At 71.1% G+C, this 14,738-nt stretch carries 8 protein-coding genes; 7 read left to right on the forward strand and 1 reads right to left on the reverse strand.

Annotation, left to right across the window (positions count from 1 at the left end; genetic code table 11):
• Window positions 1-110: 110 nt before the first annotated feature.
• The 6 genes from FGD68_RS08150 to FGD68_RS08175 all read left to right on the forward strand — a co-directional run bounded on the left by FGD68_RS08150 (window position 111) and on the right by FGD68_RS08175 (window position 10,365).
• Window positions 111-6,872, forward strand: coding sequence for a PA14 domain-containing protein (locus FGD68_RS08150; RefSeq protein ID WP_119372774.1), 6,762 nt, complete (start codon window positions 111-113; stop codon window positions 6,870-6,872).
• A 1-nt stretch (window position 6,873) separates the two neighbouring features.
• Complete coding sequence (locus FGD68_RS08155) at window positions 6,874-7,299, forward strand: hypothetical protein (protein ID WP_147361634.1); 426 nt, start codon at window positions 6,874-6,876, stop codon at window positions 7,297-7,299.
• Window positions 7,300-7,353: 54 nt separating this feature from the next.
• A complete protein-coding gene (locus FGD68_RS08160) occupies window positions 7,354-8,169 on the forward strand; it encodes a toxin C-terminal domain-containing protein (protein ID WP_119372772.1) in 816 nt (271 codons plus the stop codon).
• Window positions 8,170-8,754 (forward strand): hypothetical protein, encoded by a 585-nt coding sequence (locus FGD68_RS08165; RefSeq protein WP_147361633.1) that lies wholly within the window; start codon window positions 8,170-8,172, stop codon window positions 8,752-8,754.
• Window positions 8,755-9,024: 270 nt separating this feature from the next.
• Window positions 9,025-9,570 carry a hypothetical protein gene (locus FGD68_RS08170; protein ID WP_119372770.1) on the forward strand — a complete coding sequence of 182 codons (546 nt, stop codon included), beginning with the start codon at window positions 9,025-9,027 and terminating at the stop codon, window positions 9,568-9,570.
• Between the two features lie 132 nt (window positions 9,571-9,702).
• Window positions 9,703-10,365 (forward strand): YitT family protein, encoded by a 663-nt coding sequence (locus FGD68_RS08175; RefSeq protein ID WP_119372769.1) that lies wholly within the window; start codon window positions 9,703-9,705, stop codon window positions 10,363-10,365.
• Between the two features lie 25 nt (window positions 10,366-10,390).
• Here FGD68_RS08175 and FGD68_RS08180 read toward each other — a convergent pair whose 3' ends face one another.
• A complete protein-coding gene (locus FGD68_RS08180; protein ID WP_317207865.1) occupies window positions 10,391-10,918 on the reverse strand; it encodes a DUF3817 domain-containing protein in 528 nt (175 codons plus the stop codon).
• Window positions 10,919-11,294: 376 nt separating this feature from the next.
• Here FGD68_RS08180 and FGD68_RS08185 point away from each other — a divergent pair, with 376 nt between their 5' ends.
• Window positions 11,295-14,705: a sialate O-acetylesterase gene (locus tag FGD68_RS08185; protein WP_237609337.1), complete on the forward strand. Its 3,411-nt coding sequence runs from the start codon at window positions 11,295-11,297 to the stop codon at window positions 14,703-14,705.
• Window positions 14,706-14,738: the final 33 nt, after the last annotated feature.

Consider the following 14,738-nt stretch of genomic DNA (forward strand, 5'->3'; position numbering starts at 1 on the left):
TGGAAAGCCAGCGGATTCTTGCTGAGCTGTGACCCTATTCTCAGCTTCGCGTCCGCTCGGTGGTCGCGGATGCGGGTGCCTGATCCGTCTGCTCGAAAGGGAGCACTCGGATGCGTCCTGCACGCCGTCTCACCTCCACCGCCGTCATCGTCGCCCTGGCCCTGGTCGCGGAGATCTTCGTCGCCCTGCCCGCCGAGGCCGCGACCACGCCCACGCGGCCGGTCGCCTCGATCCCCGCCCTCGCATCGGACGACGTCGACATCGCGACGCCGACGATCCCCAGCGGTTCCGTCGATGCCCCCGCTCCCGCCTACGCCCAGGCTCCGGCCGATCCGAGCGCCCCGGCCGTCGACTCCTCGGCCACCTCGCCCACGTCTCTCTCGGCCCCTGCCGTCGCCCGGCCACGGCGGGCGGCCTCGGCGAGCCAGCTGCAGGACTCGGCCCAGCTCGTGTCCCAGTCCCAGTTCCAAGACACCTACGCGAACGACGACGGCACCGAGTCGGCGGTGCTCTCGCAGACGCCCCTCAACGTGCAGGACACGAAGGGCGACTGGGTGCCGGTCAACACGGACGTCACCGTCCGGTCGTCCGGCGCGGGGGTCGTCCCCGACCACCCGCTAGCCCCGCGCTTCGCCGACTCGGCGTCCGACGCGGGCGTCCTCACGCTGCACCACGACGGGCACGTGCTGAAGTACACGCTCGACGGCGCCGCGGACAGCCCGCTCGAGCGGCCCAGCGCCGACGAGGTGCAGTACCGGGACGTGTTCCCGCGCACCGACCTGCACTACGCGGTGACGGCCGGTCAGGTCAAGGAGGAGCTCATCCTCGCGGCGCCGCCGGTGCCGGCCGCCCCCTCGTACACGTGGCACGTGAGCGCAGCCGGTCTGCACGCGGCGCAGGACGCCGACGGCTCCATCCTCTTCACGGACAAGGCCGGATCCGTCGTCTTCGCCATCCCCTCGCCGCGCATGTACGACTCGAGCGGGATCCCGGACGTGCAGGAGCCCGCCGACGCCCCCGTCGCCACCACGCTGACCGCCGACGGACGCGGCTGGACCATCCGGATGACGCCCGATCCGGCGTGGCTCGCGAGCCCCGACCGCGCCTACCCGGTGCACGTGGACCCGTCGTCCGTCGCGTCCTGGTCGAACGACCAGCACGAGTACAAGTCCGACGGCACCCGGCTCACCGACGGCACCGTCCGCATCGGCAACGCGCGGGACCACGGCGACAAGTACTGGCGCACGGTCGAGCACTTCGACTACGAGCAGCTGTTCGGCAAGCAGGTCCTCAGCGCCCGCATCGACGGCTCGTACTACAACGGCGGGACCAAGGCGCTCTTCGGGGGATCCATCAGCGCCGCGACGTCGTTCTCCTACAACGGGGTCGGGGACCGCCTCAGCCAGTTCGCCATGTCCGACAACGGCTCCGCGCAGGACGACCGGCTCACCGACGAGATCGCGAAGTACGTGCGCGACGGCTCGCGCGGGGCATACCTCATCATCGGCGGCGACGAGCGCCCCGGCGTCTATACGTACAAGTCGATCGCGGTCGCGCTCGTCGTGACCTACAAGGACATGCCCACCGCGGGCCCGGCCATCGCGCCCTCTCCCGCCGACGGAGCCCGCGGTCCCGTGATGCCCACGCTCGCGATCTCGGGGACGGACCCGGAGGGCACCGGGCTGCAGTACTTCTACCGCATCAGCGCCGGGGACGATCCCGAGGTGGCCCCGGTGTGGGAGTCGGGCTGGGGCGCCCAGCAGGTGAAGGTGCCGTTCGGGGCGTTGAAGCCCGGAACCAGGTACCACTGGAAGGGCTACGTCAAGGACGGGTACGACGGGGTCCACGGCACCTCCACGCTCGGCATCTCCTCCACGTGGAGCTTCACGACGAACACGCCGGCCATGACGGCGCAGGCGGGTTCCGCGCCCATGGACGGGTCCGTGATCACCACGACGACCCCGACGCTCACGGTGCCGACCATCACGGATCCCGACGGTGACCCCGTCAAGTACCGGTTCCAGATCGCCTCCGGGGCCGACGGCACCACGGGCGCCGTCGCGACGTCGGGCTGGCAGGCGGGCACGACGTGGACGGTGCCGGCGAACTCCCTGCAAGACGGTGGGCGATACACCTGGTCGGTGCGAGCCTCCGACGGCTACGACGAGCCGCCGGTGACGTGGACGGACAAGATCCGGGTCGACCGCCGCGTCGGCGATGCCGGGCCCGCGCCGACGGACACCGCGGGTCCCGTCAGCGTCAACCTCGCGAACGGCAACGTCGGGCTGCGCTTCGCGTCGCCGACGGTCCAGGCGCTCGGCGGCAGCATGGGGCTCGGCTTCAGCTACAACTCGCTCCAGGCGGGCAGCGGCGGGCTCCTCGGCCGCTACTACGACGGCGCCGCGCCCCTCGGCGACGGCGACGCGTGCCACGCGGACGCCGGCACGCTCGCGACCACCCGCACCGATCCGTCGATCTCCTTCGACTGGGGCGACGGCTCGCCCGCCCCGGGAGTCGACGCCGACGACTTCTCCGCCAAGTGGACGGGCTTCCTCCACGTGCCCACCACGGGCACCTACACGTTCGGCATGACGCGCGACGATGGCGGCTGCGTGCGCGTCGGGGGATCCACCGTGTACTCCGGGTGGCGTGACGACCACGTGGCGCAGGACACGACGGGGTCCACGCCGACCGCCCTCACGCAGGGCACGCCCGTGCCGCTCGAGGTCGACTACTTCGAGCACGCCGGCGAGGCCGGGGTCTCGCTCTGGGTGACGGACCCGACGGGCGCCCAGTACGTCGTGCCCGCCGACTGGTTCACCCGCACCGTCGACACGCTCCCCGCCGGATGGTCGTCGACCACCGCGCTCGAGGGCGACGCCGGCGACTGGTCGCGCGCCCAGGTCACGGACTCCGCGGTGATCCTCACCGACTCCTCCGGCACCGCGCACACCTACACGCGCACCGCGGGTGACGGATCCGGCACCGGCTACACCGCGCCGACGGGGGAGCACGACCACGTGTCGCTCGACCAGTCGCGACAAGAGGTCGTGACCGGCGACGACGGCACGATCACCACGTTCGACCCGTCGGGTCGCGTGCAGGGGGTCACCGGCCCCGGGGACGCCCTCAAGCGGGCGACGCCCCTGTCGACGCGTCGACCCGGTACTGGCCTCGTCGACCGCGTGTCGGATCCGCTCTCCGCGCTCGGCACATCGCCCGAGACGTACGGCCGCGAGGTCCGCTTCGCGTACGCCGGCGACACCGCCGCGTCCGTGGGCCTCGACGCGAAGGACACGGACTCCACGGGATCCGCCTGCCGGGTCGCCGCCGGGTTCTCCGCGCCGCCCGCCGACATGCTCTGCCGCATCGTCTACCCGGGTCACGTCGCGGGAGCGGCGGACACTACGCGCCTCTCCTACGACGCGCACGGCAACCTCGTGCGCATCACGGATCCGGGCGACGAGATCACGGACCTCGCCTACGACGGCGGACGCCTGACCACAGTCCGCGACGCGCTCGCCGACGACTGGCTCGCGGCGGACGCGCGGCGCACGGCCGACGCGAACGTGGCCACCACCATCGCCTACGACGCCTCCGGTCGCGCGACCACGGTCACGCTCCCGGCGCCCGACGGCGTCACGGCGGCGAAGCGGCCCACGAAGTCGTACGTCTACGGATCCGGCACCACCTCCGTCGACGTCCCGGCGCTCGGCCTGCCCGCGGGCACCCACGCGTCGACCGTGACCTACGACGATGCCTGGCGGCAGACCAGCATCACCGGTCCGTCGGGTCTCACCGCGTCCTCCGAGTGGAACCAGAAGGACCTGCCGCTGGCGTCCGTCGACGCGCAGGGTCGGAAGTCCACCACCCTCTACGACGCGCAGGACCGGCCGACGGACTCCTACGGTCCGGCGCCCGCGTCGTGCTTCGGCTCCGACCGCGTCCCCACGGCGGCCTGCGCCGCGACCACGGCGCACTCGTCGACCGGCTACGACGGCGGGCTGCACGGCCTCGACGCGGTCTGGTACGACAACGGCAGCCTCACGGGCGCGCCGCGTGCGTACGGCCTGGGCATCGGCAACGCCGACGGCAGCGTCGACCAGGACTGGGGGAACGGCAGCCCGGCCGCGGCCGGCGACGGCTTCCCGTCCGACGGCTTCTCGCTGCGGCTCACGGGTCTCGTCACGGCTCCGCAGGACGGCGACTACACCTTCGCCACCAAGGCGGACGACGGCACGCAGCTCTTCGTCGACGACATCCCGCTGATCGACGCGTGGGGCGCGAACCCCGGCAACGAGATCCGGGCGAACCACGCCGTGCACCTCGCAGCCGGCCAGACGGCGCGCATCCGGCTGCAGTACAACGAGGGCCAGGTGTCCGCGTCGCTGAAGCTGGAGTGGCAGATCGGCAGCGGAGCCATGGTCGTGGTGCCGGGCAGCGCGCTCACGCCCGACTACGGGCTGGAGACGAGCGTGACGGCCGCCGACCAGGCGCCCACGGGCGTGGCGGGCATCAGCTCGTCGCAGATCTCGTCGGCCACCTCGGTCACGCAGTACGACGAGCCCTGGCTGGGCATCGCGACCGCGTCGGTCGTGGATCCGAAGGGCCTCGCGCTCACGCACTCCATGACCCACGAGGCGCGCGGCTCCGGATACCTCCGGCGCCTCACCCGCACGCTGCCCGCGCAGGCCAACGTGGCCACGACGACGTCGTACTACGGCCCGACGGAGACCATCGCCTCCGCGTGGGGTGCGACCGGCAAGGTCTGCGGCGTCGACGCGTCTACACCGCAGTACGGAGCGACGAAGACCACGACGGGAGCGAAGCCGGCCACCGGCGACGCCATCGTCACCTCGTTCGTCTACGACGTCATGGGGCGCGTGGTCGGATCGAAGCGCTCCGGCGACGCCGACTGGTCGTGCACGACCTACGATGCCCGCGGGCGCGCCACCTCGAGCACCACGGCCGCCTTCGGGTCGGTCGCGGCGCGTACGGAGAAGACGGACTACGCGGTCGGCGGGGATCCGCTCACCGGGGCGGTCTCGGACGGCGCCGTCACCGGATCCACCAGCGGCGGCACCGTCACCACGACGGCGAATCTCCTCGGGCAGGCGGTGAAATACACCGACGTCTGGGGGACGGTCACGACCATGTCGTACGACGCGGCCGGCCGGGTCACCTCGACGGTCGCGACGCCGCCGTCCGGCGCAGCGCACACCACCGCCTACGAGTACGACATCGACTCCCGGGTCGACGTGATGCGCGTGGACGGCAAGGTCGTCGCCGATCCGACGTACGCGAAGGGCGAGCTCACGGGGATCACCTATCCCTCCGGCGCGACAGGCGCGGGCAACGGCTCGTCGCTCTCGGAGATCACGCGGAACGGCGCAGGCGCGGTGACCGGGATCGGCTGGTCGTTCCCCGGGAAGCAGACCGCCGTCACCGATCGGGTCGTCCGCTCGCAGGCGGGCGACGTGCTGCAGGACACCACGGGCGACGGGAGCACGAGCAACGTCTCGACGTACTCGTACGACGCGGCCGGACGCCTCGTCACCGCCGTCATCCCGCACCACCGCCTGACCTACGGGTTCTACGCGCTCGCCGGATCCGCGGCTTGCACCCAGGCCGGCGCGGTCGCCGCTGCTGGACGGAACGGCAACCGCACCTCGTCGTCGGACGTGCTCGACGGTGGGACGCCGACCACGGTTGCGTCCTGCTACGACGGAGCGGACCGGCTCATCGGGACCACGGTGGCGAACGCCCCCGCGGACGCCTCGCCGGTGAACCGCTCGCTGACCGCCGCGCAGCTCGCCTACGACGCGCACGGCAACACCGTGCAGCTCGCGGACGAGAGCCTGTCGTACGACGGCGGGGACCGCCACACGGCCACCAAGCTGGCCGACGGCTCGTCGGTGACGTACCTGCGCGACGCGACGGATCGCATCGTGCAGCGGACGGAGACGACCGCGGCGGGCGTGAAGACGGTGACGCGGTACGGCTTCACGGGAAGCGGCGATTCACCCGACTTCGTGCTCGACGTGTCGAGCGCGGCGACCGAGTGGGATCTGCCGCTGCCGGGTGGCGTGACGGCGGAGTTCCGCACCGGGTCGGCCGTGTGGTCGTACCCGAGCATCCACGGCGACATCCTCGTGACGGCGGACCAGGCCGGGGCGCGCGCTCCGGGGCTCGCGGTCTACGACCCGTTCGGTCAGGTTGAGGATCCGAAGACGGGCGCGCTGGGCACGGTGACGGCGAACCAGTCGGGTCCGGACACGCAGCAGGGCAACGCGGACTACGGGTGGCTGGGTCAGCACCAGAAGCTGTCGGAGCACCTGGGCGGCATCGCGACGGTGGAGATGGGCGCGAGGCAGTACGTCGCGGCGCTAGGGCGGTTCCTGCAGGTGGATCCGGTCGAGGGCGGGACGGATGACGACTACGCGTATCCGAACGACCCGATCAACGCGTTCGACCTGACCGGGCAATTCGCCTTGGCCTTCGCTCCGTTGCTTGCATTCGGTCTGGCAGATATCTGGAATCCGGCTGGATGGGTCGTACTCGGGGCCATAGGTGTCGGTGTGCTCGTGGGATGGGGCATCTCGTGGACCATGCAACATCCCCAGGTTGTACAACAGGTCTTCGCAAAGGCCGGTAGCGTATATGCGAAAACCGAGGCAAAAGCAGAGCGGCTCGCGAGAAAGATTGTCAATGATTTCAACAAGAATGGACCGGGTGGTAAATGTGCTAATTTCCGGAAGAAGTGCGTGAAAAATCCTGATCACTTCCACGTGGACTACAGTAAGATACCCAAGGGCAAGACACCAAAACAGGGTGTAAGGTATGACGTTCTACACGTGAGGTGGAAGCGGTAAAATGTGGATCGACGATCAAGGGGAGTTGGCGCGACAGGTCCATGATGCACCGCTCAGCCTGTTGACAAAGAACGCTCTGTTGCGTTGCTACTGTGCTCCCACCTCGGAATTGCGGGAGCTACTCGGAGTGGCGGTTGAACGAGCAGTCGAGAATCCATACGCGCAAGGCGAGGTCAGTATTGATGAGTCACGGCTCGGGGAGCCAGGTCAGGTGCTGCCACCTGAGTTCTCAGCCGGATTTCAACAGGTGCAGACCTGGCCCGAGCTCCGGGACTACGTGCGGGTCTTCGTGGATGAAGTGCCATTCGAGTGGAGCTGGGATGCCTGGCTGCTCGTCTATGTCATGATCTCGGACATCCACTCGGCGCGGATCCGGCGTTGCCTCGCCCGTTCCTTCGGCAAGATGTTTGGTGTGCGAGCCGCATGAGTCTGGGTGACGCAAACCACCCGCACGTATAGACCATGAAAGAACGGGTCGGCCGTGTGGTCGTACCCGAGCATCCACGGCGACATCCTCGTGACGGCGGACCAGGCCGGGGCGCGGGCGCCGGGCCTGGCGGTGTACGACCCGTTCGGTCAGGTCGAGGATCCGAAGACGGGCGCGCTGGGCACGGTGACGGCGAACCAGTCGGGTCCGGACACGCAGCAGGGCAACGCGGACTACGGGTGGCTGGGTCAGCACCAGAAGCTGTCGGAGCACCTGGGCGGCATCGCGACGGTGGAGATGGGCGCCAGGCAGTACGTCGCGGCGCTGGGCCGGTTCCTGCAGGTGGATCCGGTCGAGGGCGGGACGGATGACGACTACGCGTATCCGAACGACCCGATCAACGCGTTCGACCTGACGGGGCAGTTCGTTTTCTTGATACCCCTTGCTGTTCTCGTTGCAGCTGCCGTCGGCATGGCAATTGTCGCTGCCGCCGTCGTGCTCGGTGCATGGTGGGTAGGACAGCAAATCGGGTCCTGGCTGAAGACGACCGCTTTTCCGTGGATAGGCCAGGCGTTCAGCAAGCCAAAGAACCCGAACGCTGGAAAGGGAGAGCCCGTCACCGATAAGGAGGCGCAGGCTGAGGCGGAAAAACATGGTTATGTCAAAATCAAGCAACGGTCCGTCCGAGGCCGGGCGATCTTCAAGAAGAAGGGTGAGAATGACTTCATCACCTATGATCGAGGAAGCCTGCGCGGAAGCGGCCATAACGGTGGTTACTGGAAGAGAGCCACGTCGGCTGCGGCATTGAACAGTCGACGAACTCGGGGCGGTACGTGGAACAAGGATCTCACTCACAGGATCGGAGACTGAATGTCAATCGGTGAAGAACCAGAATGGAACATCTGGGTCCGGCCTCGAGGGCGAGTGCCTTCGATGTTGACCCGAGCCATCCTCCGCCTCTCCGGCGTCGCCCGAGAAGGCATCTGGGGGCCCTGGTCGGCCACGCATCTGGTTCTATCGAAGTCAGAGCTTGAAGACGTCATCCAAGCCCTGCGGTCTCCGCACGCGCGTGAAGGTGAAGCCGAGGGCGATGGCGTTCGTCTTCATCTCATCAAGACAATCGGGAATCGCCTGCGTCACGACAAGCGGTACTACCGTGAACGACAGATGAGAGACGTTCACGAAGACGGGATGATGCCGGAATTCGTCGTTCCGCTGATCCCCGGTCAGAAGGCTGCACGTATGCTGAGCCGCGTACTCGATGCTGTGCCAAATGGCGACCGTGCCGTCATCCTCGATCCGCGAATCTCCCTGACATTCGCGTTCTGGAGGGGTTCGGACCTGCTCTTCCGCGATGCGCTGATGTCGAGTGATGCTCTCATATGTGACGAGGAGTTCCGCATGGGTCTCATCGAGGATTTCGAGCGATACAGTGCTGAACTGTCCGACGGGTAGGAGTAGGGGTGTCTTGCATTCCGCGGGAATAGCGACGGCTCTTGCAATGGAAGTGTGGACGAGGAAGTTCGACCTTGATGCAACCGTGTGACGACGCTGTCTACTTCGCGACATCGATCCGCATTGGCGGCTCGATGGGGCGGGGGCCTGCTGGGACATCGTCAGCACCGTGGGCCGGGAGCGGCGTCACGTGGGCTCTCGGGCGCGCCGGCTCGGAGGCCGCGTCACCTCGCGTGAGCGCGGCGCGCTGCTCGGGCGTGGGCGGCCATCGTGATCCGCCTCTCGCCCCGCCGCCCGCGCATCGTCTCGGAGCCGGAGCCGGAGCCGGAGCCGGAGCCGGAGCCTCGCCTCTGCCGCCTCCGCGACCCCGCCGTACCGCCGCCTGACGAGTGGCTGCCGTGCGGCATCGCCGGCCGCATCCGGCTGCCCGGCTACCCGCACTCGTGGGTGATGGCGCGGCGCTCGCACGACGACTTCTGGCTCCGCCCCGACGCCTACCGCCTGATGCTCCCCGAGGACCACTTCCGCTACGGAGACGGCGACAACCAGTGGATGGTCGGGACTGCCGAGTCGGCGAGCGAGCCCTGGCCGGAGGGATCCCTCATCGACGTCGTCACGACCGCGCTCGAGGTGGAGTGGGACGCGGCCCCCGAAGCGTGGGATGAGGCCCGCGCCTGGTTTGTCCGGGATTCGACGCGCCGGTGGGAGGGCCTCACGTCGAAGGAGCGCTGGTCGATGGACAGGCTCGTCGGCCGGCCCGAGGAGAAGACCACCCACGGCTACTTCGACGTCCGTCCCTTCGACGCTCCCCTCTGAGCCCGGGCGCGGGTGGCACGGCGCGGGACCGCTCTCGTCCTCCACCACCCCGCCGATCCGCCATGCTGTTCCCTGCGCGTGATGCGGCACGACCGCCCGCGCGGATCCCGTCCCCCCACCCCGGAGACCGCCATGACCGCTTCCGCGTCCGAGCCCCTGCCCACGCCGATCGCCCCCTCGCCCGACGAGCCGACCACCGCGGGGATCCCGCACTCCGTCATCGAGGACGTGCTCGGGATCCTCACGGGCACCTTCGTCGCCTCGTTCGGGCTGTTCCTGCTGCGCGACGCCGGCGCCGTCACGGGCGGCACCGCGGGTCTCGCGCTGCTGCTGAGCTACACGGGCGTGCTGCCGTTCGGGGTGCTGTTCTTCGTGGTCAACGCGCCGTTCTTCGCGCTCGCGGTGTGGAAGAAGGGGTGGCGGTTCACGATCCGCACGGTCATCTCGGTCGCGCTCGTGTCGCTGTTCTCGACGCTGCACCCCGCCATGGTCGCCGGGCTCGAGCTGCAGCCGGTCTACGGCGTGCTCGCGGGGAACCTGCTCGTGGGGATCGGGCTGCTCGTGGTCTTCCGCCACGGATCCAGCCTCGGCGGGTTCAACATCGTCGCGCTCATCGCGCAGGAGCGGTTCGGCTTCCGGGCCGGGTACGCCCAGATGATCCTCGACGTGATCGTGATCCTGCTCGGCCTCACGGTCGTGTCCGTCGGCGGCGTCGTCATGTCGGCGCTCGGCGCGGTGCTGCTCAACCTGGTGCTCGCGCTCAACCACCGGCCGGGGCGCTACACCGGGATCTGATCCGGCGCGGTGAGCCCGGTGGCGGTCAGCCGCGCGGGGTCGCGCGGTCGGGCGACGCGGCTGCGGCAGAGGCCTCGCGCGTCCCGCCGTCGACGGCGTCAGCCGGCTGCCGCAGGTACCCGCGGCGACGCAGCCCGACCTCGAGCGGCAGGGTCGCGAGCGGCGGGATCGCCGCGACGCCTGCGAGGAGCGCGGGCTTCCATCCCCAGCGCAGTCGGATGGCAGCGACGGCCGTGACGATCACGTAGAGCACGAACGCCGCCCCGTGCAGGCGGCCGAAGACGTAGACGCCGAGCTCGGTCGTCTCCGTCACGTACTTGAGGAACATGCCCACCAGTAGGCCGGTCCACGTGACCGCCTCCACCACCGCGACGACGGCGAAGAGGCGGCCGAGGCGGGATGGGCGGTCGGAGCGGTCGCGCGTGCCGCGGATGAGCGCCGCGAAGCCGGTGGCCGGTGCTGAGCTGGCAGCGGCGGGGGAGGCAGGCGACCCCGCGGGGCGGGGCCCGGGCTCGGCGGGCGGGGCGGCGTCCGGGTGCGGGGCGTTCGTCATGGGGCCTTCCGGGGCAGGGGGATCCTCGCGGGATCCGACGGGCGGGGCAGGTCGAGGCCAGGGTACGGCGCGGGGTCGGGCGGGAGCTGGGACGCGATCCGGCGCGGGTGCGCGACGCGCGGGACCGATGCGGCCGTGCATGCCGCTTGCGCATCGCCTGCGAGCGGGGAGTGCGCGAGGTCCTCACCGGACACGTGTCACGCATCACCGTCGCGATGTGCAAACATTTCAACATGAGGTGGAATGCGCCTCGACGATCTGGGGGGATCAATTGGGGGAGCACCACTCTGCCGTTCGCCGTGCCTCGACACGAAGCACGCGCACCGCATCCGCACGCGCACGACTCATCGCCGCCATCACGGGGTTCAGCCTCGGGGTGACGCTGCTCGTCGCCGTGGAGCCGACCGCCGCTCCGGCCGAGGCCGCGACGACGGGCACCGCCGCGTCGACCACGCGCGTCATCGCGTCCGGCACGAGCGTCGTGCAGCCGGTCGCGACCGACGGCGCGCCGACCACCGCGTCGATGATGCGCCTGCTGCAGGCCACCGCGGCCGCGACGCCGTTCACCGCGACGCCAGCGCCCGTGATCACCGGCACGGCCGTGATCGGGCAGCGCCTGGTCGCCACCGCCGCGCGCTGGACCCCCGCGGCCACGAGCAGCGCGTACGCGTGGCTCGTCGACGGCGTTCCCGTGAGCGGGCAGACGAGCACCGCGTACACGGTGCGCGCCGCCGACGCCGGATCCGTCATCACGGTCGCCGTCACGGGCAGTCGCTCCGGCTACGACACGACCACGCAGACGAGCGCGCCGACCGCGACCGTCCCGACCCCCGTCGTCGCGCCGTTCACGGCCGCCCCGACGCCGACCATCGCCGGATCCCCGCAGGTCGGCTTCACGCTCACCGCGCGCGCCGGGACATGGGCACCGTGGCCGACCTTCTCGTACTCCTGGACCCGCGACGGCGTGCTGATCGGCGGCCAGACCGGCGTCACCTACCGCGTCACCGAGGCGGACCGCGGGGCGGCGCTCGCCGTGACGGTCACCGGCACGAAGACCGGGTACTCGACGACGACCCGGACGAGCGACGCGATGAGCGTGCCCGCCCCGACTCCGACGACCACGCCGACGGCGGCTCCGACGCCTACGGCCACGCCGACCGCGGTGCCGACGCAGGCGCCCACGCCCACGCCCACGGTCGCGCCGACGCAGGCACCGACCCCGACCCCGACCCCGACCCCGACGGTCGCGCCGACGCAAGCGCCGACGCCGACGCCCACGCCGACCCCGACGGTCGCCCCCACGACCGCGCCGACCCCGGCGCCCACGACGCCCGCCGCCGCGCCCTTCACGGCCGCCGCGACGCCCACCATCGCGGGCACCGCGCGCGTCGGCTTCACGCTGTCCGCGCGCGCCGGGGTGTGGACCCCGTGGCCCACGTTCTCCTACGCCTGGCTCCGCGACGGGGTCGTGATCGCCGGCCAGAGCGGAGTGACCTACCGCGTGCAGGCTGGTGACGCGGGATCCCGCATCAGCGTCACCGTGACGGGCACGAAGACGGGCTACACGACGCAGTCCCTCACGAGCGCGGAGCTCCGGGTCCCGGCGGCGAGCACGCCGACGCCCACCCCGGCCCCGACGACGCCCGCGCCGACCCCCACCGCGACTCCGGGCACGCCGACGCCGACGCCCACGCCCACCCCGACCGCGACTCCGGGCACGCCGACGCCGACCCCGACGCCGACGCCGACCGCGACGACGCCCGTCCCGACCCCGGAGCCCACCGCCCCGGCCGAGGACGCGCCGTTCGCGGCCGCCGCCACCCCGACCATCGGCGGCACCGCCCGGGTGGGGTTCACGCTGTCCGCGCGCGCCGGGGTCTGGACCCCGTGGCCGACCTTCTCCTACCAGTGGACCCGTGACGGCGTCGCGATCGACGGCCAGACCGCGGTCACCTACCGCGTGCAGGAGGGCGACCAGGGCGCCACGATCGCCGTGATCGTCACCGGCACGAAGACCGGGTACGTCACGCAGTCCCTCGCGGGCGACGGCCTCCTCGTGCCGCTGCCCGAGCCGACGCCGGAGCCCACCGTGCCCACGCCGGACCCGACGCCCGCCCCCGACGTCGCGTTCGAGACCGTCGGCACCCCGTCCATCACCGGTCTCGGCCGCGTGGACTACACGCTGAACGCGAAGTCCGGCACGTGGTCGCCGTGGCCGTCCTTCTCCTACGCGTGGCTGCGCGACGGCGTCGCGATCCCGGACCAGACGGGCACGAGCTACCGGGTCGTCGCGGGCGACGTGGGCACGAGCATCTCGGTCGCCGTCACCGGCACGAAGACCGGGTACGTCACGCAGACCGTGACGAGCCCCGGCGTCGCCGTCGTCGCGACGCCCGTCACGCCGCCGCCGCCCGCGCCGTCCATCCCGTTCGAGGCGACGACGACGCCCGTGATCCAGGGATCGCCCGTCGCCGGCAGCCGCCTGCGGGTCGAGACGCCCGCGTGGACGCCGGAGGCCACCGCCTACACCTACGCGTGGGCCCGCGACGGCGTCACCGTGCTCGGCGCGACCGACGCGACGTACACCGTGCGCCGCGCGGACGCCGGGTCGCGGATCACCGTGACGCTCACCGGCACGCGCTCCGGCTACAAGGCCACGAGCGTGACGAGCGAGCCGACGGCCGTGGTGGTCGACGCCCTCGACGTGCCGCCCGCCGAGCCCGCGCCGTCGCCCGACGACCAGCCGTTCACGGACGCGCCGACCCCGACGATCACGGGTGACGCGAGCGTCGGATCCACCCTCACGGCGGAGACGCCCGCGTGGACCCCCGAGGCCACCGCGCTCTCCTACGTGTGGCAGCGCAACGGCGTCGTCGTCCCCGGCCGCACCGCGTCGACCTACGTGCCCGCGCCGCGCGACGCCGGATCGCAGATCACCGTCACCGTCACCGGACGGGCCGACGGCTACGCGCCGACGTCCCGCACCTCCGTGCCGCGCCGGATCGCGTCGACCGGCGAGGGCTACGACGTCGTCGTGATCCTCGGCCAGTCGAACGCGCAGGGCGTCGGCACGGGCTGGGATCCGTCCATCGACGTCAGCGTGCCCGGCCTCGACCAGCTCGCCGGCAGCGGCGCCAAGGCCGGGCAGATCGTGCCCGCCAAGGACTCGCTCAGCCACGTGACCACCTGGACGACCACCGGCGGCGTGCAGGCCGTCGGCCCCGGGATGGAGCTCGGCAGGCACATGCTCGCCGACGCCCGCCCGGGCCGGAAGGTGCTGCTCGTCCCCGCGGCCATGGCGTCCACCTCGATGACGGGCGACGGCACCTACGCGTGGAACCCGGCGGACACGCACTCGCGCATCAACCTGTTCACGCGCGCGCTCGGGCAGATCGACGCCGCGCTCGCGCAGGATCCCGACAACCGCCTCGTCGCGGTCGTCTGGGCCCAGGGCGAGTCGGACGCGACCCGCACCGACGCGGCCGGCTACCAGTCGATGCTGCTCGACCTCGTCGACCGGCTGAACACGCGCTACGGCGCGGTGCCGTTCCTCATCGGCGGCATGGTGCCCGAGTGGCTGAACGTGTCGCCGCTGCGCCAGGCCATCGACACCGCGCAGCAGGGCATGCCCGCGCTGCGGGCCAACGTGTCGTACATCCCGGGAGCCGCGGGGTACAGCAGGGCCGAGGACTCGATCCACTACACGGCGGCCGGCGCCCGGGCCATGGGCGACAAGTACTTCGCGGCCTACCAGCGGGCCACGGGCGCGGTGCAGCTGTCGAAGTAGCCGAGGCGCGCGGCCGGGCGCGATGCCCGGCCG

It is taken from the genome of Clavibacter californiensis (assembly GCF_021952865.1).
Classification (GTDB): domain Bacteria; phylum Actinomycetota; class Actinomycetes; order Actinomycetales; family Microbacteriaceae; genus Clavibacter; species Clavibacter californiensis.